The sequence below is a fragment of the Paenibacillus sp. ISL-20 genome, from assembly GCF_018613005.1.
GTDB lineage: Bacteria > Bacillota > Bacilli > Paenibacillales > Paenibacillaceae > Paenibacillus_AQ.
The window spans coordinates 119,643-145,661 of sequence record NZ_JAGGRD010000064.1 but is presented as its reverse complement, the minus strand read 5'-3'; the positions used below and the strand labels follow the sequence as shown (position 1 = coordinate 145,661).

Genomic DNA, 26,019 nt, shown 5'->3' with positions numbered 1-26,019 from the left:
CATTATGACGGAACAGGCCGCAATATCGGAAGGGCTGTACCAATGGCTGGATGGAAGTAATCTGGAATCGAAACAGCACGAAGCGATGATGCTATTGAGCGCAACGGAAGATGGATGGCCGCATACGGCCATGCTCAGTGTGGGGGAGGTTTTGGCCTTAGACCGGAACCGGCTACGACTTGCGTTATGGCAGGGGACGACTACGACTGGCAATCTTCTTCGGTCCGGACAGGGTACGTTGGTGGCGATTCATGATGGAGCGGCCCATTATGTTCGGCTGCGTCTTCTAGGGCTTCCCGATCTGTCGGATGCCCGGCATCCGCTGCAGCGTTTTGAGGCCGAGGTAGTGGCTGTTCGCGAGGATATCGCGAAGTATGCGGATATTAAATCGGCCGTGAAGTTTCAGCTGCACGACCCGGATGAAGTCTTGCAGCGCTGGAAGGAAACGCTGGAGGAATTGCGAAAGTAAACGTTTACGGCGTAAAAAACCTGCTCAAGATCTAGCTCCCGGCATATGCCGGGAGTTGTATATGCCTGCTCGTGACTAATCGGAATGATGCCGAAGATAAAACCTTTAATTTTTCCGCAGAATCTTTTGTATTGGTATTTGCTATCGGCAGTAAAATGTGTTAAGATATGAATATCGAAATCGACCTGAATTCACATATTGTAGAGGGTTGTCATTTCTGATAACCTTGTGCAATATGTGAATTTTTTTATTCCGTCTGCGAAGAAAAAAGGTCATGTAAATATATATCAAGGAGGATTCCCCCATGCAAACAGGAACTGTTAAATGGTTTAATGCTGAAAAGGGCTTTGGTTTCATCGAAGTTGAAGGCGGTAACGATGTATTCGTTCACTTCAGCGCGATCCAAGGCGACGGCTTCAAAACGCTTGACGAAGGCCAACGCGTTGAATTCAACATCGTTGAAGGAAACCGTGGACCACAAGCTGAGAACGTTGTTAAATTGTAATTACAATTGAAGACTGCCCTTAATGTGTGACATTAAGGGCAGTTTTCTTTTATACGGCGTTTCTATTTTCTAAGACGAGAATAAGGAGGAGCGTTCATGTATTCGCGTAAAAACTCGATGGAGAGTATTCCTGAAGAAATAACGGAAGTGTGGGCATGCACGAAGGAAGACTGCAAAGGGTGGATGCGGGACGATTTTGCGTTCGACACGGAACCAGTATGCCATTTGTGTCAATCCCCTATGGTCAAGGAAACGAGAAGCCTGCCGCAGCTAGTTAATACCAATAAACAACAGAAATCTCTGGGTAAGGGGATTCAGATCGAGCGCAAATAGCAGCTAATACCTAGAGAAAGCGCTGGGCAAACACAAATTCTTCTTGAAGCTACCTTCGGATTTTATGGTAAATCCGTCTATTTCTGTTTCATTGGAAGGAGAATGGTTAGTAATACGTGTACCCTTTCATTCTCATTCAGAATGATTTACAGCAATAAGGGACGCAAAATTCGAAGGAGTGAAATGTATTGAACACGCAAACCGAGGTACTGAAGCGAAACATTGACAACATGATCAGCCAGGATAACCAAGGCGGCTTGAACGATCAGGAGAAATTCATCATGCAAAAGCTGATGCGTGAGAAATACCAACAGGAACACGAAAGCAAACAGGAACAACGTGAGGAAGACAAAGGGGAATAACTGGGGAACCGTTTGATATACTTGAGGATATAAACGATAAACGCCGCCGCGACGATCCAAGGGATCGCTTGTGGCGAAAGATCGTTAGCAAGAGGGAAGGCATGAATGGCAGCTATGGAGGCTGCTGTTCATGCTTTTTTTGTTTCATCTATAGACTAAGGAGAGCTTTATCGCTGCTTACGAAGACAAAGAAAAAAATGAGACTGCCGTTCTCCTGTTAAGTAGAGAAACAGCCGTCTCACTTTTGGGGATTTATCTTAATGCTTTGTTAACTATTGCAGATCAAATTGAATATAATCCAGATTGTAAGAGCCAGGGGAAGTTACATGGATAACGAAAGTATGTTTGCCCTTCTCCAAGTATCGTAACTCCCATTCCTGAAGCTCGAAGGCACGCTTATGGGTCGTATTTTTCAGCGAAATTGGCTTGCCGGACTGTCCGTTCCAATCGAACATAATCGTTCCGGCTGGTGTTGCGTCAGCAGAGACCCGTCCCGCAATTTGATAAACACCGGATTCACTAATATTCACTTCATATTTGGCCCATTCATCCGTCATGTTATACCTTACAGCTGTCGCGCCCTCAATATTGCAGACATCGATCAAATCTATGGCAGTGGTGTCGCAGCGGTCCGAATCGGTGTCATAGTATCCGACCCCCTGCCCCCCTGGCAAGTAATCCTCAGCCTGGACCCGGACTGTACGGTTGCCCATTTGACTCTCCCAATCCTTCAAGTTACCCCCGGCACGCCAGTAATACATAGCCTCGACATTGTCAGTTTGCAGGATATTTGCTCCAAGCTCGGTTACTGCCTTCCATCCGAGATTCTCATCAATCAAACTCGCTTCGTCCGTGTAGACAGCCGCAAGACCACTCCACATTACATTGACAAAGATCCTGCTGTGCTGCTGGATTTGGCGCACTTTCTCGGGTGAAATTTGGGGATCAGTCAATTTACCAAAGACGACCTCATAGGCTACCGGCTGGCGTCCCGGGAAGGTACCTACTGTGCCGGCATTCTTTTCTTTAATATTGTGCATGTAAAGAATCTCCGGGTCCTTCTCCATAAATTCAGCAGCCTCTTCGACAGTCGGGCTGTTTTTGAAGAGACCATGGTCAACCGTGCCGGTTTGGACGAGAATCTTATATATGTCCTCTCGAATATTCCATCCTTTATCCAGGTTTACGATAGCACGGTTCTTTGCGATATACATGGCTTCCTCAAGCGTTGGAATTCTATGCTCAGTCAGGGCTGCGGTTTTTCCACCAAGTCCCTCCTTCAGCTGAAGATTCTGGATTTGGGCGAACGTAAAGTCGCTGACTTTGCCTGTGCCATTCGTGGTACGGTCGACCGTTTCGTCGTGCATGAGGACGGGCACACTGTCGGAAGTAAGCTGAACATCGATTTCAATAATGTCCGCTCCGTCCTTGATCGCTTCATTGATTGCACTGAGTGAGTTCTCCGGGTAATCAAGCCACTGTCCGCGGTGTGCTGTGATCATCAGAGGTGCATTTTTGCTGTGGTCCAGCAAATTTGCATGAATCTGTTGAAAGGACTTGCTGTAACTTGTGGAGTGAGTGTAAACAGACTCGGCACTGACGGGTTGTATCACATTCACTTGCGAGAGGGCAAAAGCGATTAAACCTGCCAACATACATTTTGTTAGCTTCATTATTATCCAGCCTCCTAATTTTGTATTTCCTTAGCTTTGCGACTTTCTTCCATAAACAAAATAGAGTGTTATTGATGATATGATCATCAGGATAACTGAATAAATGAGGGTAAGCGCTCTTGCATCACCGCTTGCCTGTGGGTCTGTACTATTTTTAATGATGATACCTAAAGGCTGGAATAACGGATGGTAAAGAAATACCGTTAAGTCATAGTCAGACAGATGTCCATTAAAGTTCAGTGCTAGTACGGCTAATGTCGAAGGCAATATGATCGGAAGGAGGACCCGTATAAAGGTATAAAACGCTCCAGCCCCTAAACTTTTTGCTGCTTCTTCCAATGAACTGTCAATTGTGAAAAATGCAGCTTTGAGCATTCTAAGCGTAAACGGGATTTGAACGATCACATACGCGAACAGCAGCATCCATATGGATCCTGTCAGCACCTGATTGCCCATCAATAGTCGGGGTGTATCATACGTGCTGATGAGTCCAAGTGCAATAAGCGTGGATGGCAGCAGCCATGGAATCAACATGGAATACTCCAGTGCTGTTGAGAATTTATTGTTATATTTATGAATAATCCGGGAAACAACCAGTATGAGAACAACCACCAGTAGGGCGGATACCGCTGAATAGAAAACACTGACCAGATACGGTTTAAGTGACTCGGCGTTAGTAAACAATGCGATATAGTTGTCAAATGTAAAATGGCTCAATGACAAAGTGGCTGTAGAGATGCTGTAAGTATCGGTAAAGGAAAAAATGACGATAAACACGATCGGGAGGATATAAATAATGAACAGTACGTATGCAATGGCATGCGCTGCAATATTTAGAAACTTGTTATTGATTCTCTGTTTTTGAATTTCGGACTTCACTTTGGAAACGGAAATAAAGTTCCCTTTTTTTTCCATCCTGGTCATAAATGTTAACAATATTAAGGTGGAGGCTCCTAAAATGATTGCGAGTAATGCTGCGATATCTCGGGATGTCACACTTTGAGCAAAAGACAGAATCATAGGTGTGATCGTTTGGAACTCTTTACCTCCTAGGATCAAAGGAGCAGAGGTAGCGCCCAGACCAGTAAGGAAGAGCAAAATAGTTATAGCAAATATACTTGGCTTTAGTACAGGAAGCACGACTCTTCTTAAAATATAAAACGTGGAAGCCCCCATATTTCTGGCCGCTTCTATAGTTTGATAGTCTATTTTTCGGATCGCATTGGACAAGAAGATAACATGATTTGACGTACATGCAAATGTCATAACAAACAGGACAGCACCGTATCCGTGAAACCACGCCGTGTTAAAATCAGGGAAGATACCGACGAGAAACTTAGTTATGATTCCTTGCTCTCCGTAGATAAACTTGTACCCGGATACCAGTACAACCCCGCTGTATATGAGGGTTGTGAAGTAGCCCAATCGCAATATTTTGGCACCGGCGATATCAAAGTAATTAATGACGAGCACTAAAAAGATTCCGATAATATTTACAGTAACAACAAGCGAAATCGCCAAAACAAAACTATGAAGTAAACTTCTCAGAGCTCTTTCGGAATTAAGCAATTTTTCAAAGGGTTCCAACGTAAAATTTCCATCCGCAAAAAAAGTCAACTTGAGCAGATTCAAGTTAGGGTAGAGGAGGAATGCGAGAATAAACCAAATTAATACAACAGCTACGATGAAACCGGCCATTCTGCCTGGAAAATAACTTTTTGTGCTTTTCGCTCTAATCATAATAAAGAATCACCCCCTACCTAGTATTGCAAGATGTCATTAGGATTTATAAAAATATCGATTTCATCACCGGTTTCATATTTCGTAATTCCATCATCTTTTTCTATATTTTTAATAAAGGCTCCGTCTACGTTTAACGTATATTTCGTATAGAGTCCATAATATTCAACATCTGTAACTTGAGCTTTTAATCTGGCAAAGCTCGTGTCCGTGTTTTTTATGTACGAGTGAACTCTTTCTGTTCTTAAATATCCGACTTTTGATAAATCAAGCGTATTCCCGAATTGGGCCTTGATTTTACCTAATATCGATGCATCCAGTCTGTTGATATCTCCAATAAAATTGCATACAAATTCCGTTGCGGATTTATTATAAATATCAAAAGGTGTTCCAACCTGCTCGACAATACCCTTATTAAATACAGCGATCCGGTCGGATAAGGTAAGGGCTTCTTCTTGATCATGCGTAACATAGATTGAAGTAATCCCAAATTGCTGTTGAATCTTCTTCAACTCTCTTCTTAGTTGAACCCGTAACCCCGCATCCAGATTTGAAAGAGGTTCATCCAGAACTAAGATGCTTGGCTTTAATACTAATGCCCTTGCAATCGCGACCCGCTGCTGCTGTCCCCCTGATAATTCAGATACCTTTTTAACTAACTGTTCGTCACTCAAATCCACTTTTCGGGCAATATCCCTTACTTCGGCGTCGATTTGTGCTTTTGACAGCTTGTTCACTTTCAATCCGAATGCGATATTCTCATAAACGTTCATGGTAGGAAATAATGCATAACTTTGAAACACCATGCTTATTCCTCTTTTTTCAACCGGAAGGTTGGTAATGTTTTTACCGTCCACATAAATAACGCCACTGGAAGGGTTAATAAATCCGACGAGACTTCTTAAGGTTGTTGTCTTACCACATCCGGATGGTCCGAGAAGCGTGAAAAATTCACCTTCTTTAACCTGCAGGTTTAAATTTTTCATAGCGACAAAGTCACCATATTTAATTTCAACGTCTTTAAATTCGATCATGAATTCGCTCTCCCTTATGCCTTTTTGCAAAAAACCGAAAAAAATAATGCATCTGTATAGATTGAACTAAAGTTTGGAACAATCCGTCTTTTCTTCAGTCCAATCTATCTGAAAGATGCATACGTTATGAATTATGGTAAAAGCTCTAATTCAATTTTTTCTGCCCATTGATTAATATTCTTAGCTACAAAAGACCAGTCAATCTCTTGTTGGCTTAACGACTTTTCCAAGTCTTTGATGTCTTGCGAAGTATTCTTGAGGGCTTCTTCATTTGCAGGCATACTTGAGAATTCCATCGACCATTCCGTTTGGACCTCTGCGCTGCCGAACCAGTCGACAAATTCCTTCGCTGCTTCAAACTTCTTAGATCCCTTGATAATCGCAACTTGTTCTACAACATAAGGGACACCGATCTGTGGCTTAACGATTCCCGCTTTAACACCAAAATCTTTCTCGCGCGTTGCAATACCGCTGGACCACATAGGACCTATCGGAGATTTTCCATTGGCTAAATTTGCGTAAAAATCCTCGCCTTCAGGCAAATAGTATCCATATTTAAAAAATTCTCCGATTTCCTTCCAACCTTCTTCGGATATACCATACTCACCATTCGGATCCTGATACCGCACCAGAATACCGGCTATGACAGCTCTATTTGTTCCTCCTCCAAGACTCTTAGGTGCGCTGTACTTGGAATGAAATTCTTTGTTTTTCCACAAATCGGTCCAATCCTTGGGAGCCGTGTTCTCATCATATAATTCGGAGTTGTAAATGAGCAGAATGGCCTGCTTAACAATAGAATGATAATAGCCGTCCGTGTCATTTAAGCCTTCCGTAACTTGTGAAGCCCAAGCTGGTTTGTGCTGCTCAAGCAGCTCTTGATTTTTAAGGTTCACAAACTCCATGGTGTTCAATCCGAAAATAACGTCTGCAATTGGATTGTTCTTCTCAGCAACTAAGCGATTGGCGATTTCGCCGCCGCCACCGTCAACGATTTGGATATCAAATCCGTTTTCCGCAGCTTTTTTCTTTAACCATTCGCCTCTTCCGTCCGAAACAGAGTTTGAATAAACAACAAGTGATTTCTTTTTGGAGCTTGATTCACCATTTGAAGTACTGCCGCATCCAACTAGGTTGAAAGCAAGAATCGCTGTTAAAACAAATAAAAAGCCTCTCTTTTTAATCATGTTTACCCACCTTTTATGGTTTTCTTAGTACAGGTATTGAGATGAACGGGAGCATGTAAATTGAGGTTACTTTTCCTTTCTGTTTATTTTTTTGGAACGTGTCATTTTCACCAATTATATTAAGCGTTTTCAAACATGTCAATAAAAGCTTTATTTTTATGTAAAAATCCGCAGCCTTGAAGGCTGCGGATTTTTTTAAACTCTTATTATTTTTTCCTTGGATTCTGCTAGATCGTTGTTAATATTCTGGACGCCCGTCTCGATATCCACTTCATTATTCAATATTTCTTTTATTGATTTACCTATGATTTGTTCAATGGTTCTTGTATTTAATCTTCTGCCGTCTCTCGTTACCGTATCTCTTATCCCGTTTGAGTTTGCTTTAATCGCGCCCTCTAGCCAAGGATAAAGCATGCAGATCGTTCTGTTTTCATATAATTTCTGGTTGGCGGAAGTTCCGCCCAATAGTGTTATTTGTTCAGCGGTTTCTGTTTCGTTCACCCAATTTAAGAAACTGACAGCTTCACTTATTTTATGGCTATCCTTCGTTATTCCAACAACTCCGCCGCCAAGGAGCGGCTTGTTTCCAGGCACTGGACTAAAGCCAATTAATGTACCAATATCGCTATGGGCTATGCGAGAGAGATGGTTCATAAATCCGAGAATCATAGCCGTTTCTCCTCTGGCAAAACGGTTCACGGCTTCGCCCCACCAAGTATCATCAATCCTTTGCGACAGATTGACCATATTCAGGTAGTTATTCACTGCCTTTACAGCCTTCTCGAAGTCAAGTGTAACTTCCCCTTGGCTATTCAATAGCTTTCCCTTCAGCGCATAATATCGGGTTAGAAACTCAGAAGCTATAATTTCTGATCTCCCCAGTATCGTGCTGGAACCATACTTTATGGATGGGTTTTTAAAAGAGGGTCCTGTAAAAAAATTCATTAATTCATTATAAGAATCATAGTCTTCAGGCAGTTCTAAATGTTTTTTGTATTTTTCAAAATACATCCGTTTAATTTTTTGATCTTCAAATATGTCTTTACGGTAAAACAGCATTTGAACGCTTGGGTCAAAGGGAAGAGCGTAGGATACTCCATGGATTTCTGAATAGTTGCTTTTTATGTGGCCGGGGTATTCACTAATGATTCTATCAAGGCTGCGGTCGAGTTGGTCTAAGGGCAGAAATACGTCTTTTCCAAACCATGATAACCAGGCCATATCCATTCGGATAATGTCATAATCCTGATGATTCACTGAATTTGCCAAGTTTTGATAGATCTCTTCATACGGTTTAACCGTCAGTTCTACCGCAATACCGGTCATTTTCTCGAAGTTCGGCAACAATCTTTTTAACGCATCCGTTGTCGGACTTGGAATGGTCAGCATGGTCAGCTTATTTTTAGTATCCGGTTTACTATAGGACTCTAATTTAGCTATCCCATTGTTTTTAAAGGTAATTACATTAGCCATTTTTTGATTACTATTTACTTGATTCACTAATAAATCCGCGATTCTGCTTCCCAGCAGGTGATAGTTTTGCTCATACTTTATAATTTTATCGTCAAAGATGGACTGGGTAGGAGCTAAACATAGGATAAGCGGCGTGTGGTGGGCAGAGCCCCAAAAGCTGGCTTTTTTAATCATATTTGCTTTACTTAAACTCGTTGTAATAATGATATCCATCGGCTCACCTTCGAAAAATTCAAAGGCTTTGCTATAGCATTGGTTATAAGGAGAGTGGACGTATTTCACCTGATCTGGATTTAAATCGCCGATGATGAGCTCGACAAACGGTTGTTCGTATTGAAGCTGGTCAGCAAAGACACCGATTGATTCACAGTTTTTTGATAATAGATATTCATTTATTTCCTTGCCCGCTTCGGCAAAATCGAATGAAATAAATTTTTTTGCATTTTTAATCTTCCGATTAACAAAAATAATATTTTCTTTCGGAAGGCTTAATTCCTTATAGTAATAGTCCGCATTATTTAAGCATGAGATGGTGACTATGCCTGTTACCCGTTCAGCCGCAATCTCTTTTAGTATATCTTTTTCACTGTGCTGCAGATCATAGGTTGTATACAGATGGGTGCGGTAACCCAGTTTGGTTAATGTTTTATCAAGTCCTTCATACATTTGGACATATTCTTCGGAATCAATTCCCGGCAGAACAAGTGCTATCGCGTTGGTATAGCCCGAACGCAAAGTTTTAGCTGTATAGTTAATTTTGTAGCCTAATTTTTGGGCTACTTCTTCGACAAGCTGCATCTTCTTGATACTCACATTTCCCTTGCCGTTAAGCACGTTGGAAACCGTGCCATGAGATACTCCCGCTGCTTTCGCAATATCTTTTAGTGTAGGCTTACTCATAATACCCCCCAAAAATATCATTTTTGTATCTGATAAATTCACTGCAAACCGCTATGTGCATCATGTTTAAATTGACCGTTATTCCATCATTATAAATCGCCAACATCAAACTGTACATTTATTGATCAGAGACGATTCAGCTTATTGTATTGTCGAATTTACCGGAATGCAATATAATTGACACGTTCCAATAATTGGTGCTAGTATTAATCTCAGCCATGTACCAAACGACAAGAGGCGGGAGGAAGTATCATGATTGGACAGATGAAATATCGTACGATTAACTCTTTATTAAATCAAAAGCTTGAAGAAAAAGGGGTTTTAATTGCCGTTCACCGGGGCAGTCCGGGGGCGCATATTATCGAGAACACGATCCCTGCCATAAAGCTGCCATCCAGCTAAACGGAGATATGTTGGAAGTGGATGTCATCAAATCAACGGATGGAGTTTTATATACATTTCATGACGGGCAGGAAAAGAGGCTATTGAATGAATCCAACAATATTAAAACGATGGATTCCGCCAAAATCGACAGTTTGCAATTCCGGAATGCCATCGGGCATGTAAGCAATTATAAGGTGGAGCGTCTTGCTGATGTGTTAACTGCGTTTAAAGGAGACGTGCTTATTAACATTGACCGGGCATGGGACATATGGTCCGAATTGCTCCCTGCACTGGATCAGCATCAAATGATGGAACAAATTCTATTAAAAGGACCCGTGATTCTGGAGCAATTGGAGTATCTGAATGATTATCCGAGTAAGTATATGTTTATGCCTATTATTCATTCGGAAAATGATATCAAAACGGTGCTGGAATACACCAATATTAACTTAGTAGGAATGGAACTGATAGCTGACAGTGAGACTCATCCCTTATTCCAGGATGAGACGATTTCAAATCTCAAAAGCAAAGATTTATTTATTTGGGCAAATGCTATCGTCTTGGATGATGAGAAAATATTATTTGCTAAATATGATGACAATACGTCGATCATACAAGATCCAGCTTTGGGATGGGGACGTTTGTTTGATAAGAACATTGATATCATTCAGACCGACTGGCCTGCATTATTGTCTGCCTATCGAAGCGACAGACAACAATAGTGTACCGGCTCCAGATAGAGAGCTGGGAATAATATGCACAATATAATTGGTGCCTGCCGGATAGGGTACCTCTCTTGCAATAAATCCAGCTGTCGAGACGTTCTCGACAGCCTGATTTTGTTTGTGTCTTCATTAACATTACTACTAAGAAGTTAGAAGGGGGTCAAAATGCAAATTGCAAATTATCGAATATATCTATTCTAACTATATTGATGGATTTGGAAGTATGTTTGTCCGAGTAATTGTAAGCGCTGCCTTAGGTTTCATCATTGGTTTGGACCGTTCCTTCAAAAATAAACCCGCAGGTGTAAAAACATATACGTATGTTTGTGCGGCCTGTACGCTGATCACCATCATATCTATTCAAAGCGCAGAAACATTAAGCGTCTATAACAGCGGTAAAGTGATGGACCCGATGAGACTTGCTGCTCAAATTGTATCAGGTTTAGGTTTTTTAGGAGCAGGAATGATACTGAAGGATGGTTTAAAGGTTAAGGGTCTTACTTCAGCTGCGATGATACTTTTTGCTGGCGGCGTTGGAATTGGAATAGGAGCGGGGTTTTATTCTATTGTTATCTTTGCAATCATCGTCTCGTTATTCTTTTCCAGCTTGGGACGCTTATTGGAGCGAAATAAAGTAATAGATCATCACCATGATCATGACATCCATTTTGATTGAATATTCTATTTAAATCCGATGACGAATGATTGTTTCATATAAAAGGCGTGAACACGCGGATACTCATCCGCAGTTCGCGCCTCTTTTTGCTATCACTTTCAGCACATCTCTGTACTACGGTATCGCTCAGAGCCTCCTCCGAGGGATCAGAGCAATGCCTACAGCAGGGGTTTATTTATGGCGAAATGTCAATTCTATTTATCCGTACCCGAAAAATGGTGACCAAGATACGAAATCTGAACCCTTACACAACATGGTAGAACAAACTACAATAAAATATATAGAGATTGAAAGGGTTTACACAGTAACGCAACTACCTGGAGGTCATAACCATGCAAAATCAACTTCATGCCGATGTTTCCGAAACCGGTGTCGGTCCCGCAATGGAGCCTTCTGTACAGAAGAAGCTTGACAGAAAAAGATGGCTCAGAAAGCTCTACGGCCAACGGCATCTCCAAATAATGGCGCTGCTCGGCGTTGCGTGGATGATCATCTTTAACTACATTCCGATGTACGGTGTCATCATTGCATTTAAAGAATTCAATATCGTGAAGTCCATCAGCGAAGCTCCATGGGTTGGACTAGAGCATTTCAAGGAGTTTTTCTCAGACGAGGACTTTACGAACGTGATGCGGAACACGCTCGGGATCAGCTTGCTGAAGCTGTTTATCGGATTTCCGCTTCCGATCATTTTTGCACTCTTTCTGAACGAGATCCGGTCCGTTCGCTACAAGAGGACCATTCAGACGATTTCTTATTTGCCGCACTTCTTGTCATGGGTCATTCTGGGCGGCATTCTGATGACCTGGCTTGCGGATATCGGGATTATCAACAATCTCTTGCTGGCTCTGCATATCATCGATGAGCCGATCACCTATCTGGCCGAACCGAAATACTTCTGGGGAATTATTATCACTTCGGATATATGGAAGGAGCTTGGGTGGTCCGCGATTATCTATCTGGCGGCCATTGCCAGCATTTCGCCTGAAATGTACGAGGCGTCGACGATTGATGGAGCAGGTCGGTTTCAGAAGATGTGGTACATCACCCTTCCCAGTATTAAATCGACCATATCCATTCTCTTCATTCTTGCGGTTGGTGGTGTGCTGAACTCCAACTTCGATCAGATTTTGGTGCTCCGAAACACGCTGAACGAAAGCGCGAGCAACGTCATCGATATTTTCGTATACCACACTGGGATGCAGAACGGACGATACTCCTACGCGCAAGCCGTTTCATTGTTCAAGTCCGTCATTGCGATTATCCTGCTGTTGATCGCGAACAAGGTGACCAAAAAACTGAACGACACATCACTATTCTAGCGAGACCAGCAAGAAGGGAGACGAATAATCCATGTTTAAACGCAGAACCAAAGGCGAAGCCTTCTTCGATATATTCAATAATTTCGGCATGCTGATCGTATGCTTTCTGACGATCTACCCGATCTGGTACGTGCTAGTAAATGCCTTCAATGACGGGCAGGACGCCATGCGCGGAGGAATCTACTGGTGGCCGCGGATGTTCAGCCTCGAGAACTTCAGTGCAGTGTTCCAGAGTTCCGGCATTATGACGGCGATGGGCATTACCGTAACCAAAACCGTGATCGGCGTGTTCATTCACGTCCTCTTCACCGCCATGGTCGCTTATGCATTTTCGCGGAGGGGTCTCATCGGCGGCAAACTCTATATTCTGCTCGGAACAGTAACGATCTTTTTCACCGGCGGACTGATTCCAACCTATCTGTTAATCAAGGATTTGAATATGCTCGACAGCTTCCTGGTGTACATTATTCCGTTTATGTTCAGTTTCTTTGATCTCATCATCTTTATGACCTTCTTCCGGGAAATCCCGGACGGTCTGGAGGAGGCGGCGAAGATTGACGGGGCCAACGACTGGTCGATCTTCCTCCGGGTTGTGCTGCCGGTATCGATGCCGGTTATCGCGACAATCGCGTTGTTTCATGGGGTGTTCCAGTGGAATGACTATTTCACCGGCGTCATCTACATCAACAATACGGATTTGCAGCCGATCCAGACGTACCTGTATAAAGTCGTCGCACAATCCAGCTCCAATCAGATGATGGCTCAGGTTCCGGGCGGCGTTGCCAAGACGGTCACCTCCCAATCGATCAAAATGGCGACCATGGTCGTAACGACGGCGCCGATCGTATTTGTCTATCCGTTTCTGCAGCGGTACTTCGTCAAAGGAATGATGATCGGCTCCATTAAAGGTTAATTCTCGGTCTCTGATCATGCAGCTTTCCTCTCCCGGGGGGAGGGGAAGTTCTTACAGGTAGCTTCTCTTGCCTAATTTGGCGGGAGTTCTATATAATCATATTTTTAAATAAGAAAAGGGGTAAACACATGAGCAAGATGCTTAAGCCAAAGAGCCTTCTGTTGTTGATGTTCGCACTGGTCATGGCCTTTACAACAGCATGCTCGTCCGGCGGTGATAATAGCGGCGCGTCGGAAAAAGAAAAAGGGGAAGAAAAGCCGGCAGAAGAAGTAAAATTGACACAGGATCAGCCGGGATGGGAAGTCGACACCTCCCCGATTACATTTGACTGGTACATCAACTTTGCCTGGTTCCCGAACAAATGGGGTGAGGACATTACTTCTCAATACGTAACCAAAAAGACGGGGGTTAATCTTAACCTGATAATACCAGCGGGGAACGAAGCTGAGAAGATGAATACGATGATCGCTTCCGGTACATTGCCAGATTTTATTACGCTAGGGTGGTATGAAGACGCTGTCAAAAAGATGATTGAAGGCGATCTGGTCCTGCCGCTGAACGAATTGGCTGATCAATATGATCCGTATTTCTATAAGGTAACGGACCCTGCGAAAGTGTCATGGTACACCAAGGATGATGGTAACATTTACGGTTATCCGAATGCCTCCTCATCACCGAAGGACTATGAGAAGTTTGGCGACAACATCACATCGAATCAAACGTTCTTGGTACGCAAAGACATGTATGAGGCACTGGGAAGCCCGAATATGCGCACACCGGAAGGGTTCCTGAAAGCGCTTGAGGACGCCAAGAAAATGTTCCCGGATGTGAACGGGCAGCCGCTCATTCCGTTTGGGTTGCATGATTTCCATGAAAAAGGAAACAGCTCTTTGGAGGGTTACCTGCAGAACTTCCTTGCCATTCCACAGGATAAAGACGGGAAATTTAATGACCGTACAACAGATCCGGAATATGTAAAATGGTTGAAAACCTTGCGTCTTGCTAATGAAAAGGGATTGATGTCTAAGGATATTTTCGTGGATAAACGTCCGCAGATGGAAGAAAAAATGGCCCAGGGCCGTTATTTCGCGATGCTGTATCAACGCAGCGATATGGCGAACCAACAGAACGCCCTGTTTGCAAACGATCCGAATTCCGTCTACATCGCGGTGGATGGGCCGGCTAACACCAATCTGGATCAGCCGACGCTGTCGGGTCCTTCGATCTCCGGCTGGACGGTAACCCTGATCTCCAAAAACGTAAAAGACAAAGCGCGTGCCATTCGCTTCCTGGATTACCTGATATCCGAAGAAGGTCAGCGTGATACTTACCTTGGCGAGAAAGGCGTGACATGGGATACGATCGATGGCAAAGACCAGTTCCTGCCAGAGGTTGCAGAGCTGTTGAACAGCGACCGCGGCGCATTCGACAAGAAGTATGGAGCATCCCATACCTTCTGGATGATGATGGATAACAACGTGACGCAGGCTTGGGCGCCTCCGGCCGTAGAACCGTTTAAGCAATTGGAAGATTGGACCCGCGGCAAGACTCAGAGCTTCTCGCAATTCGATCAACTGGATCCGGATGCAAGCTCCGAGGAAGGCATCATTAACGATAAGGTAATGAACGAGTGGGGCAAAATCCTGCCGAAGCTGATCTTTGCCAAAACGGATGCCGAGTTCGATCAGATTTGGAACGATTACCAAGCGAAGCGTGAATCGCTGGGATTTGCGAAAGTGCAGGAATACAGACAGAAGGAATACGAAGAGAACGTGAAGAAGCTTGAGGAATTCTTGAAGTAAGGATGATCCGCTCAGGCGGATGAACAAAATGAAGACTCAAGGTACCCTATTATCGATTTTGTCGAAATAGGGTGCCTTTTGTCGCATCACGAGCTAATATAGGAGGGTATCTGATGCCGCCTTACCATTCATGGCTCGGCTGCGGTCATACATAGAAAACGGGAAGTGACAGTCATGATGACACGAATAAGATCGCTTATTCAATCGTTTACTTATTGGTTTGGCCGCAGGTCGATGCAGAGTCGTTTGGTTGCTGCGTATATCTTGATTTTGCTCATTCCGAGCATTATCGTATCGAACTATTTTTTCAAGCAGATCCGCGATACCTATATCAGCGATGCGCTCAACCAGAACTCGTTCCTGTTAGAAATTGAGAAGATGAACATGCTGAACCAGATTGAGGCGATTGAGATGGCCGCACAGCTGGCAATTTCGGATGACGGGATCAAGGATTATCTCCGGATCAATGAAGATCCCGAGCCGGCGTGGTTAATCGATTTGGCTTGGGGGCCCTTCAAGGATATCCAACGGATCCAAACCAACAATCCGAATATCACGCACCTTCGGTTATATACGAATAATTCGAACGTAACAGAAATGTGGCCGATCATTTTCCAGGAGAAACGAATCGCAAGCGAGCCGTGGTTCCCTAAAGTCAAGGATTTGGATGGTGGAGAGTTATGGGTGTTCAACTACAGCGATCCCGATATTCTGCAGCGTTACGCAGCGGACGTGTCGGAGGAGCTGCCGAAGGTGTCCTTGATTCGCCAAGTTCATAGCGGGAGTTACCGTGGCGTGATCCAGGTGGATATGCTGCTCAAGCACTTTGCTCCGAAGACCTTTGCCGGCATCGTGGATGAAAGCTCACAGATGGTTATTGTCGATCAGGAAGGACAGCTGTTCATGGACAGAAGCCAATGGTTTATGACCAGTCACGAGGGACTCCGAGATGAGGTGGCGATCCAATTCGCCAATCTGAAGCAGAAGGCGGGTGACTCCGAGGAAACTGTACATGCCCGGTTCAGTTTAAACGGCTCCTCGTTCTTGCTGATTGCGACACCGATGGAACGGCTTCATGCCCATGTGCTGAATGTCGTTTCACTGGAAGGGGCGCTAAGTAACGTATCCAAAGCCCAGGGGCAGATTATCGCGGCGAACATCGTATTGATTTTTCTGCTGTCGATCATTACGTATTACCTGAATTCTATTATCCTGAAGAGTTTACGCCGTTTAACGGAGACGATGAAGAGAGTCCGCAAGGGTGAAGTGACCGCGACGATTGCCATCCAGGGCGGCGGCGAGGTGGGAGAGTTGGCTCATCATTTTAACAAATTGATCCGCACCATCAATGAACTGATTGCCCAGGGTGTACGCAAGCAAGCGGTGACCAAGGAAGCGGAGCTGCGAACGCTGCACAGCCAGATTGACTCTCATTTCCTATACAATACGCTGGAAAATATTAAGATGCTGGCCGAAATCGAGGGGCAGCGGACGATTTCAGACGCACTGACCTCCCTTGGCGGGATGATGCGCTATAATTTCAAATGGTCGGGGGAGTACGTCAAACTGAAGGATGAAATTCGCCATATCCGCAATTATATTGATGTCATGAATATCCGGTTTGATGAGCCGATCCGGCTTGAACTTAACATTCCGTCCGAATTCATGGAGCTCGAGGTATTGAAAATGTCGCTGCAGCCCATCGTGGAAAATGCCGTTAAGCATGCCTGGCCCGAGTTCCCGGATCAGGAGAAGCGGATCAAGATCGATGCTATTGCCTGGGAAGAGAACCGGATCACGATTAACGTCACGGATAACGGCATCGGGATGGAGCCTTATCGGTTGGGCAGGCTGAGCGAGATTCTGCGAACGGCGAACAACGAGGAACTCCCCTCCGTAGATTACGGGCGAGGTGGAGTGCAGGCTGGAGGAATCGGACTTCGGAATGTGCACCAGCGAATTCGGTTGTTCTACGGGAATGAATATGGAATCGAAGTGAAGAGCGAAGAGGGGAAGTTCACGCAGGTGACCATGACATTCCCTAAGGTTCTGTTAACAGGAGGAGGCAGTGGACATGAGAAGTCTGATGATCGTGGATGATGAGAAGAATATCCGGTATGGACTGAAAACGATGGTTGAACGGGAATTCCCGGATCAGTACGAGATCCGCTTGGCTGCCCAGGGGCAGGAAGCGCTGGATTCTTTCCGTGAAGAACCGGCCAATATCGTCATTACAGACATCCGGATGCCGGTCATGGACGGGATACACCTCATTGAGGCGCTTGCTGAACTGGAAGAAACAACGGGTGTTAAACCTGTCGTTCTGATCCTGAGCGGATATGACGATTTTGAATATGCGAAGGCGGCAATCCGCTACCAGGTGAAGGAGTACCTGCTTAAGCCAATTCGACGGGATGAGCTGTTCGCTGCTCTCCGAAAGACAGAAGAAGCCTTGATCCGGCAAGCGGAAGTGCACAACCAGGTGGCCGCCAGTGAAGTATATCTTCAGCAGCTGCAGACCCATCGGCTGAAGGAGCTGCTGGAGCTGCCCCAAGGGATGGACATGGAGGCTGCCGCGAACGAAATCGGGTTTGAATCATTCGTGAAGCCATTCCGGGTAGCGGTGATGAAATACAAGTACGAAGACGGCAATTCCATGAATAAGGATGAGCTGAAGCAATTGATTGATAACATGAGGGCTTCAGTGGAAGGACGGATCAACGCTTGCTTTCTGGACAGCAAGGGGAGGGTCGTGCTCATCGGCAGTCCGGACGGGCAATTCGAGAAGTTGGCACGGCAGTTTACCGAGCGGGAGATGGACGGGCTCTTCGTTGGCATTAGCCGGGAAGGCTTCCGGATCGAAGATATCCGCATCGGTTACATTCAGGCGCTGACCGCTCTGAGCTATACGTTCATCCATCCCAACGTCAAGCTGATGAGCCATGATGATATTCAGGGAGAACTGCGCACGTATCCGGTGCCGGAAGAGAGCATCCGCAAGCTGGGCAACATGCTCGGCACGGAGCGGGAGCGGGAGATCCAGGCGCTGCTGCTGGATATTTTCCATATCGGAGATATGCCGCATGTGGCCATCGATTATTTGGAGTTTGTCAGCAAGCGGATCAATGAGCAGGTGCTGGATGAGGTGTTCCGTGTGTACGGGGAATCTATGGTGGAAGTGTTGAAACTGTACCGAAAGGTAGGGACGATGGACAATTACCGTCATTTTCACACCTATTTCAGAAATCTGGAGCATTTGCTGCTGCACGTGAATGAATATGTTAAAGGGATTCGTTCCGCCCATAGTGAGCATTCCGAGATCAAGGCAGCGGTGAGTTACATGGAGGAGAATTATCACAGGCCGCTGAACATGGCGATGGTCAGCAATTATGTGTCTTTGAATTATTCTTATTTCAGTGAAGCGTTCAAGGCCCATACGGGTGAGAACTTTGTGGTATATCTTAAGAAGCTGCGGATTACAAAGGCCAAGGACCTGCTCCAGGATTGTGCCATGAAGCTTGCCGACATTGGCAAAGCGGTCGGCTTCGAGAACACCAAGCAATTCTCGCGCGTATTCAAAGAGCTGGAAGGGATCTCGCCGCATGAATACCGGATCAAGGTACAAACGGGTGCGGGATTGCAGCAGGAATAGTCCGGCTAACGTTTGGCATGGTCCCGCCGCATATCTTGAATTGGCGGGATCGATTTTATTTTTTGCGCTGGCGACGATAGATCGCATCTCGATTTATCCTTAATATGGTAAAATAGAAAAGTCGGAGGTGCGTTATGTCGAATGCAGCGAAATGGATCTGGGTATGGATGGTAGTATTGGTGCTGGTGTGCACCGTGTTTCTGATTGAACATCAGAAGAAGATCGAACAGGGGACAAAAATGACCTTGCAAAGCATATTGGGCACATCTCTATTTCAAATATGGAGTCATTACACCGACATTCTGGAGTTGAAGTCCATGCCCCTTCATGAAGCGCGCCTTGCCGAAGTACGGCTGAAGCTAGCAGCTATCGAGGCGTATTCCAAGACAGCGGATGAAGCCGTCCGTTCTCAGCTGCTTAACCCTATTGCTGCCAAGTTCCTGGCTCTGTCTGACAGCATAAGGGAGAACTATATGGAGAACGGGCGCTTCTCAGACGAAGATGTCGAGAAATACGCGATTATTATGCGGGATTCGGAGGCGCTGATTCCTCTGATGTACAAGGTCTATTACGTTTCGGAATCGGTTGAGGGGGGCGAAGTCAACCTGGACATCTCCGATTACGGCGAATTGGTAGCGCTTAACAACCGGTTAAAGCAGGATCTGGATGGTTTTACTACGAAGAAGTAATTTAGAGAATTCAAGGATCCAGAGAAGAACGATATGGATGACAGAAAAAAAGACACCGGATCGGCTTTCCTGGGACATGCCTGGAATTCGCGATCGGGTGTCTTTTCTATATGCAGGATTATGTAATCCCCATGTTATTTATTGAGCTGCGGTCTCTAATGTGGGCAGCGTCATTTCCATTTTGCGGGTGATTTCTTTCTGCCATTTCACATCTCCAAGCTGGATCGCGAGGTTCAGCAGGTCCAGATAATCATCGATTTGCAGTGAACAGCGGCGGGAAGTCGTCTTCATAAGTCAATTGGCTCTCCTTTATATATAAACTCTCCAAGCGAAGCGTGTAGGAACTCAAACGTCCATTCTCAACACGTTCTCACTTGTCCGGTAATGATAATCATTATCATATGGCTAATTCTCATTATAAAGAGTTCCCGCACAGGTTGCAAGTCACTTTCTTAGATTTTTGCGTAAAAATGAATTAATTCATGAAGAATCGCTGCCTGTATTTGCGCGGCGAGATCCCTTCCTGCTTCGAGAAACAGGAGGTAAAGTACGCTGCATGATTGAAACCGACCTCTTCAGCGACTCGGCTGATGCTGAAATCCGTCTGCATGAGGAGCATTTTGGCCTGCTCGATCCGGTAGCGCTGCAAATATTCAACAGGTGAACAGCCGAATTCCTTCTGCATGCAGCGTGCGATATAAACAGGGTGGAAGTTAATGCGTTCGCCCAACTCCTGCACCTTGAACTCCTCACGGTAATGCTTCCGCAGATACGCCGCGGCCCGCTCGGCACAAGCAGAGGAAGGGGAGGACACCGGTGTATCCAGTGCGGCGGCCAGCTGTTCGATGAGCTCCTGGAACACCACCTGCTGCCGCCACAGAAATTTAGCCTGGTGACCGTACTGAACTAAAGAAGACATGGTAGCCAGGATCTCCAGGGCCTTTTCCGGTTGGGGAAGGGTGCCAAATTGGGGGACGTTGACGGAAAAATAGTTCGGCGTCATCGCCTTCAGCTCCGGTGCCTCTTCTCTTCTAGGCGCTTGGCAGGCTTCGTCCGCATGCCACTCCCCGGAGCTCTGGAAATGGAGCCAGTAATAATCGGTCTCCACCGTACATCCCTTCGTGCCGAAATGATGCGTATCGGGACGCAGGATGAGGAACATGCCGGGTTTGATCTCATAAGGAATGCCATTCTCCGTGACATGGAGCTGCCCCTTCATGACCACGAGCAGGTCAAAGATACCGATGTTTTTACGGTTGGGATGTCCGCTGTGAATAGGAGCGCGGGTAAGCCCGCTATTGATGTATTCCGGCAGCGGCGGAACGGTAAAGTTCAGGATTGTCATAAGAAAGCCCTTTCGTGATTCCCGAGGTTTGAATTTTGATAGTTTTCGTTCGGAAAATGATATTATAACTTCAGTATACCATCTATAATTTGAGAAGGTTAAAGACCGTTTCATCATGAATTGTGTTTAACCCTTACATCATGGGTGGAGGTTGGAATGTTGGATAAAAACACAAACAAATTTACATTATGGGTTCTCGCATGGCCCATATTCATCGAGCTGTTCCTGCAATTTTTGCTGGGAGCGGTGGATACATTGATGGTCAGCCGGATTTCCGATGATGCGGTTGCGGTGGTTGGCTTCTCCAATCAGCTGTTTCAGGCTATGACAACGCTGTTCATGACGGTTGCCAGCGGTGCCGGCATTCTCATCGCTCAGAAGATCGGTTCGCATCGGACGGGTGATGCCCGAACAATCGGCATCATGGCGGTGAGTGTCACCACGATCATCGGATTCGTGTGCAGCGGGATATTGTTTGCGATGCCGGAGGCGATCGCTTCGGTCCTCCAGCTGCCAGATCATCTGCTTCCGCTTGCCGGAACGTATATCTCCATTGTCGGCGGCGGGATGGTGCTGATTGCCATGATGGCTACGATGAGCACCGTCATCCGGAATACCGGCAATACGCGTGCACCGATGTATGTCGCGATCGGAATGAATATCATTCACGTTGTTATGAACTATGGGTTTATTTTCGGCGCTTTCGGGTTCCCACAGTGGGGACTTACCGGTGTCGCGATCTCGACGGTGGTCAGCCGGCTGCTCGCTGTGCTCTTACTGCTGTATATATTTCTTCGTTCATTTGAATATCGGATCAAATGGAAGGAATTCCGCGTGTTCAACCGTCCGCTGTTCGGCGAAATTCTGAAGATTGGCTGGCCGCTCGGCATCAATATGTCTTGCTGGGTGTTCACGCAGCTGATCATCTATTCTTTCATTGCAACGCTGGGCGCTGCCGAGCTGGCTGCGCGCACGTATATGAATACACTGGAATCCTTCTGCTTCCTGCTGGGCTCTTCGATTGCGATGGCTGCCCAGATTCAGATCGCGCATCTGTTTGGCGCGGGCCGGATCAAGGAGGCTTATCGGAGCGCGTATCGCGCGCTGGGCGTCGGGGCTGTTTATGTTGTAGTCAATGCCTTCCTTCTGTATATGTTCGGGAAGCAGCTGCTGGGGCTGTTTACGGACGATAAGACAATCATTGCGATCGGTGCATCGCTCCTGGGCATGAATCTGATTCTCCAGCCTGGCAAAATGCTCAACATGGCACTCGGCAACTCGCTCAACGCCGTCGGAGACACCAGATTTACGATGTACATTTCCCTCGGCTCGATGTGGCTGGTCGCCACCGTGCTCTCTTATGTACTTGGCATTCATATGGGGTGGGGGCTCATTGGCATATACTCCTGCATGATTGCCGACGAGTATTTGCGGGGCGTGCTGTCCTTCTTCCGCTGGCGCGGGCAGAAACACCTGCGGAAGGCAGAGCTAGTCGAGCCGGTGAGCCATCAGGGGTCGTCAATGGAACCGGTGCCGGCGCAAGCATAATGGCGGGTTATGATATGAAAAAGGATACTTCGGCCGTGCGGCATCGGGGTATCCTTTTTTTTGCCATACTATAAAAATAACGCATTCGAAAACTTTTTACCCGCATGGCGGGGTATTGTAAGTGATTGGCTAAGTGAAAGGAGGAAAGCACGGTTTGGTACACGACCTTATACAACGACTAAAGACGGAATACAGTGACGAATGGTTCGAAGAGCTTTACCGGTTATACGCGGATCGAGCGATTCGAACGGCTACCGCAGTAACCGGAAGTCAGGCAAGCGCTGCTGACGTGGTCCAGGAAACATTTATCCGGGTTTACCAAAACCTCGGTGCCTATGATGGGAGCAAACCCTTTGACCCGTGGTTCAACCGGATTCTCTATAACGAATGCAATCGGTACTTGAAGAAACATGCGAGAGTGGTGCCTTCCGAGATATCGGAGGAGAGGAATCTTCCCTCGGAAACTGACACCTACGATTTTGACCGGCATGGCGAGGTATATGAGATGGTACAGCGGCTGGATGACCAGCACCGGATTCCCGTGATCTTGAAATATTTGAATGATTTTGCCGAGAAGGATATTGCGGACATGATGGAACTGAACGTCAACACAGTGAAGTCCAGATTGTTCAAAGCACGAAAGAAGTTGAAGGAATGGATACTGCAGAATAGGGGAGGGAATCAGCATGGGACGTGATCCATTGGATCAAGAGATTACAGACGGCCTGAAAAAGGGTACGGATGACGCGATGCGGCATAAAGACGAGATTTGGATGGCGATTAAAGAGCGGATTCATAGCGAGCAAGCCCAGCGGCCTGTGAAATCGGAGACTCTCTTCGCGCCGCGGGAATCGAAAGGGTTCCGCCGTTTGGGACGAAGAGCGGCAGGATGGATTGTGGGAACCGCCGCTGCGGCAGCCATTGTGCTGACCGTCAGCTTCCAGACGGCACCGGTTCAGGCGTTTATTGATCAGGTGAAGGAATGGTTTGCTCCCCAGAAAACGGTCGAGCAGGAGCTTGAAGGTACACCGGAAACGAGCGTAGATTCCTTGCATGAGGGTGCGGATTACGTCATTTACATTGACGAGAGCCGCTTTAAGATGGTTCATGAATCGGGCGTGGACCGCATTGAATTGAAGGAGAAACCGACGGATGACCGCTATCCGGAAGTGTTCATGGAAATTTCGCAGGAGGGCATCGATCCGAAGAACGCTGCAGAGCAGATCCAGGCTGAGCTGCAAGCGTATCCGAAGGTCGAGGCGAATCTGGTGGATGAACCGATTCAAGGCTGGGAGGTGCGTGCGGTAGGCGGTACCGGCGGCAAAGAGTGGGATGATCCGGTGGTACGATATTATGTGTTCGATAACGGGCAGGGCGGCAGCTTTGTCGTGAAGCAGCAGTATTTCCTGGAGGCCTCCGAGGGCTTCGGCGCACGCTTCCATAACATGATGAAAGAATTTCATATTACGACCAATACCAATGCAGAGTCTGACAGTGAGTAGATAGCTTCAGTTCATGATATATACAAGGGTAGCCCATCGTATGATGAGGGGCTATCCTTTTTTAGTGATTAAAGATCGGTTAGAAGTGTTAGTAGATAACTTCATGTAATTTTACCTAACGTAATTAATGTCAAATGAATATATTTAGCGCTCCCTAATTCTGGAATATATTATTTTTAATTTATTGAAAATGGCTATAAATTCAATGATAATGATGGATATCTTTAATTGGAAACGCTTTTCCTATTACATGTTCGATTTGTTATATTAAATAACATTAAATAGAATGACTCTAACGAATACATATTTTAATGTTATATATTATAACATTTGAGGAGAGTGCCATGATGAAACCAAAGTCAAAACGTCCTTTAGCGGTCTGGAGTACCGCTGCATTCACCGCTTTTGTTATTTCTTTATCTCCTCTTGGAACCTATGCGGCACATGCTGCCACAGTGACGGAAGTGAAAGGAACGGTTAGTACGGCTGCACCCGTACAGACTCCTGCAACGCCGGGAAGGAATACGACGGTACCTCCTCTATCGGAAGCTTCTAAGCAATCGACCAAGCCGAACGTGCTGGTCATTGCGACAGGCGGGACTTTGGCAGGCCAATCGACGGATGCCACCAGTTTTCAATCTTATCGGGCGGGTACGCTGAAGATTGAAGATATGGTGGGCGAGCTTCCGAATACGGACAAGATTGCGGATATCAGCACGCTCCAGTTCGGTAATTCCGGATCAAGCGCGTACACCATGGCGGATCTGTATGATTTGTCCCAGGCGGTAGACCATGCGCTTGAAGTCTATGATAGCGTCGTTGTAACGACGGGGACGGATACGATGGAAGAGATTGCGTACTTCCTTGATCTGACGGTGCAAAGCGACAAGCCTGTAGTCATTACCGGCTCCATGCGGCCTTGGACGGTGATCGGCTCCGATGCGCAGGCGAACCTGTACAATGCCATCAAGCTGGCTGGAAGCGGCCGAACGGAATCCTTCGGCACGGTGCTGATGCTGAATGATACAATTCATCTGGCGCGCGGCGTAACCAAGACCAATGACTACCGTACCGACACGTTCGAAACGCCTATGTTGGGCGCAGTCGGATATATCGATGATGAGAATATTCGGATCTACCGTGCTCCCCTTCGAGCGATGAAGGCGGAAGGCGAAGGCAAACCAGTATTTGATCTTAGCAAAATCTCGAAAGAGGACCTGGCGAAGGTTGAAATTGCCATCTCCTATCAGGAGGCCGGCGGCGGTGCGATCCAAGGCTTGGTGGCAGACGGAGCCAAAGGCATCGTCACTTCCGGCACCGGTGCAGGCGGCATCTCGAGAGAGATGAGCGCGGCCCGCAAGGAAGCTATCGAGAAGGGGGGGGGGGTTCGTAACGACGACCCGTACAGGCTCCGGCAGCGTATACGGCGGCGGTGAAGGCATCATTTCAGGTGATAATCTGAGCCCTCAGCAAGCCCGCGTTCTGCTGCTGCTCTCCCTGTCCTTTACGGATGACTTCAATACCATTAAGGGTTGGTTCGCAACCTACGGCACGCCTGAAGTGTAATCTCAGTCATGTTTTAACTGCTGCTTAGTCCTACTGAACGATGAAATTCCTTCCACCAATATATTGCCGCCAGGATTGCCCTGGCGGTCTTTTTTTGTTCATCGTTAGTAGTGAAACATCGATAATTTTAACAGGGTTCCATGTAACGTATGCCGAATGATGGGGATAATTTCATCGGTTTATTGCTTTCTATGTCAGCTATTTGTATAATTTACAATA

General features: G+C 46.1%; 23 protein-coding genes and 1 pseudogene. 17 read left to right on the top strand and 7 right to left on the bottom strand.

The window, feature by feature from the left end; translation table 11 throughout:
* Window positions 1-4: 4 nt before the first annotated feature.
* From J7E85_RS29830 to J7E85_RS29815, 4 genes are all read left to right on the top strand, one after another.
* Complete coding sequence (locus J7E85_RS29830; RefSeq protein WP_215163590.1) at window positions 5-469, top strand: pyridoxamine 5'-phosphate oxidase family protein; 465 nt, start codon at window positions 5-7, stop codon at window positions 467-469.
* A 304-nt stretch (window positions 470-773) separates the two neighbouring features.
* Window positions 774-974: a cold-shock protein CspD gene (gene cspD, locus J7E85_RS29825; protein ID WP_006207896.1), complete on the top strand. Its 201-nt coding sequence runs from the start codon at window positions 774-776 to the stop codon at window positions 972-974.
* A 96-nt stretch (window positions 975-1,070) separates the two neighbouring features.
* Entirely contained in the window at window positions 1,071-1,307 is a 237-nt protein-coding gene (locus tag J7E85_RS29820) for a cold-shock protein (RefSeq protein WP_215163589.1), read from the top strand.
* A 188-nt stretch (window positions 1,308-1,495) separates the two neighbouring features.
* Window positions 1,496-1,669, top strand: a complete 174-nt coding sequence (locus J7E85_RS29815) for a hypothetical protein (protein ID WP_179090623.1) — start codon at window positions 1,496-1,498, stop codon at window positions 1,667-1,669.
* A 272-nt stretch (window positions 1,670-1,941) separates the two neighbouring features.
* Here the strand turns inward: J7E85_RS29815 and J7E85_RS29810 are convergent, their stop codons facing one another.
* The 5 genes from J7E85_RS29810 to J7E85_RS29790 all read right to left on the bottom strand — a co-directional run bounded on the left by J7E85_RS29810 (window position 1,942) and on the right by J7E85_RS29790 (window position 9,676).
* Entirely contained in the window at window positions 1,942-3,342 is a 1,401-nt protein-coding gene (locus J7E85_RS29810; RefSeq protein WP_215163587.1) for a glycerophosphodiester phosphodiesterase family protein, read from the bottom strand.
* A 30-nt stretch (window positions 3,343-3,372) separates the two neighbouring features.
* On the bottom strand, window positions 3,373-5,082 hold the full coding sequence (locus J7E85_RS29805; RefSeq protein ID WP_215163585.1) for an ABC transporter permease: 1,710 nt from the start codon (window positions 5,080-5,082) through the stop codon (window positions 3,373-3,375).
* 20 nt (window positions 5,083-5,102) lie between these two features.
* Window positions 5,103-6,116, bottom strand: a complete 1,014-nt coding sequence (locus J7E85_RS29800; RefSeq protein WP_215163583.1) for an ABC transporter ATP-binding protein — start codon at window positions 6,114-6,116, stop codon at window positions 5,103-5,105.
* Between the two features lie 131 nt (window positions 6,117-6,247).
* Window positions 6,248-7,303, bottom strand: coding sequence for an extracellular solute-binding protein (locus J7E85_RS29795; RefSeq protein ID WP_215163582.1), 1,056 nt, complete (start codon window positions 7,301-7,303; stop codon window positions 6,248-6,250).
* 195 nt (window positions 7,304-7,498) lie between these two features.
* Window positions 7,499-9,676, bottom strand: coding sequence for an extracellular solute-binding protein (locus J7E85_RS29790; protein ID WP_215163581.1), 2,178 nt, complete (start codon window positions 9,674-9,676; stop codon window positions 7,499-7,501).
* A gap of 252 nt (window positions 9,677-9,928) precedes the next feature.
* Here J7E85_RS29790 and J7E85_RS29785 point away from each other — a divergent pair, with 252 nt between their 5' ends.
* The 9 genes from J7E85_RS29785 (at window position 9,929) to J7E85_RS29745 (ending at window position 19,839) form a co-directional block, all read left to right on the top strand.
* Window positions 9,929-10,078, top strand: coding sequence for a hypothetical protein (locus tag J7E85_RS29785; RefSeq protein WP_215163579.1), 150 nt, complete (start codon window positions 9,929-9,931; stop codon window positions 10,076-10,078).
* Between the two features lie 8 nt (window positions 10,079-10,086).
* Window positions 10,087-10,782 carry a glycerophosphodiester phosphodiesterase family protein gene (locus tag J7E85_RS29780; protein ID WP_215163578.1) on the top strand — a complete coding sequence of 232 codons (696 nt, stop codon included), beginning with the start codon at window positions 10,087-10,089 and terminating at the stop codon, window positions 10,780-10,782.
* 175 nt (window positions 10,783-10,957) lie between these two features.
* Window positions 10,958-11,461 carry an MgtC/SapB family protein gene (locus J7E85_RS29775; protein ID WP_483311350.1) on the top strand — a complete coding sequence of 168 codons (504 nt, stop codon included), beginning with the start codon at window positions 10,958-10,960 and terminating at the stop codon, window positions 11,459-11,461.
* Between the two features lie 332 nt (window positions 11,462-11,793).
* Entirely contained in the window at window positions 11,794-12,783 is a 990-nt protein-coding gene (locus tag J7E85_RS29770) for an ABC transporter permease (protein WP_215163576.1), read from the top strand.
* A 31-nt stretch (window positions 12,784-12,814) separates the two neighbouring features.
* Complete coding sequence (locus J7E85_RS29765; RefSeq protein WP_215163575.1) at window positions 12,815-13,696, top strand: carbohydrate ABC transporter permease; 882 nt, start codon at window positions 12,815-12,817, stop codon at window positions 13,694-13,696.
* 128 nt (window positions 13,697-13,824) lie between these two features.
* Window positions 13,825-15,498, top strand: coding sequence for a type 2 periplasmic-binding domain-containing protein (locus J7E85_RS29760; RefSeq protein WP_215163574.1), 1,674 nt, complete (start codon window positions 13,825-13,827; stop codon window positions 15,496-15,498).
* A 174-nt stretch (window positions 15,499-15,672) separates the two neighbouring features.
* The gene (locus J7E85_RS29755; RefSeq protein ID WP_215163572.1) at window positions 15,673-17,598 is read left to right on the top strand and encodes a cache domain-containing sensor histidine kinase; all 1,926 of its coding nucleotides are present in this window, start codon (window positions 15,673-15,675) and stop codon (window positions 17,596-17,598) included.
* On the top strand, window positions 17,573-19,150 hold the full coding sequence (locus J7E85_RS29750; protein WP_215163570.1) for a response regulator: 1,578 nt from the start codon (window positions 17,573-17,575) through the stop codon (window positions 19,148-19,150). Before J7E85_RS29755 ends, J7E85_RS29750 begins: the two co-directional genes overlap by 26 nt.
* A gap of 134 nt (window positions 19,151-19,284) precedes the next feature.
* A complete protein-coding gene (locus J7E85_RS29745; RefSeq protein WP_215163569.1) occupies window positions 19,285-19,839 on the top strand; it encodes a hypothetical protein in 555 nt (184 codons plus the stop codon).
* Window positions 19,840-19,977: 138 nt separating this feature from the next.
* On the opposite strand, the gene J7E85_RS29740 is transcribed toward J7E85_RS29745, so the two are convergent.
* Both J7E85_RS29740 and J7E85_RS29735 read right to left on the bottom strand, forming a co-directional pair.
* The gene (locus J7E85_RS29740; RefSeq protein ID WP_215163567.1) at window positions 19,978-20,130 is read right to left on the bottom strand and encodes a hypothetical protein; all 153 of its coding nucleotides are present in this window, start codon (window positions 20,128-20,130) and stop codon (window positions 19,978-19,980) included.
* 184 nt (window positions 20,131-20,314) lie between these two features.
* The gene (locus J7E85_RS29735; RefSeq protein WP_215163566.1) at window positions 20,315-21,184 is read right to left on the bottom strand and encodes a helix-turn-helix domain-containing protein; all 870 of its coding nucleotides are present in this window, start codon (window positions 21,182-21,184) and stop codon (window positions 20,315-20,317) included.
* A 156-nt stretch (window positions 21,185-21,340) separates the two neighbouring features.
* On the opposite strand from J7E85_RS29735, the gene J7E85_RS29730 reads away from it, so the two are divergent.
* The 4 genes and pseudogenes from J7E85_RS29730 (at window position 21,341) to J7E85_RS29715 (ending at window position 25,800) form a co-directional block, all read left to right on the top strand.
* Window positions 21,341-22,732 (top strand): MATE family efflux transporter, encoded by a 1,392-nt coding sequence (locus tag J7E85_RS29730; RefSeq protein ID WP_215163565.1) that lies wholly within the window; start codon window positions 21,341-21,343, stop codon window positions 22,730-22,732.
* A 154-nt stretch (window positions 22,733-22,886) separates the two neighbouring features.
* On the top strand, window positions 22,887-23,429 hold the full coding sequence (locus tag J7E85_RS29725; protein ID WP_215163564.1) for an RNA polymerase sigma factor: 543 nt from the start codon (window positions 22,887-22,889) through the stop codon (window positions 23,427-23,429).
* A complete protein-coding gene (locus J7E85_RS29720; RefSeq protein WP_215163562.1) occupies window positions 23,419-24,234 on the top strand; it encodes an anti-sigma factor in 816 nt (271 codons plus the stop codon). Before J7E85_RS29725 ends, J7E85_RS29720 begins: the two co-directional genes overlap by 11 nt.
* A 344-nt stretch (window positions 24,235-24,578) precedes the next feature.
* Window positions 24,579-25,800, top strand: a pseudogene (locus tag J7E85_RS29715) (asparaginase).
* Window positions 25,801-26,019: the final 219 nt, after the last annotated feature.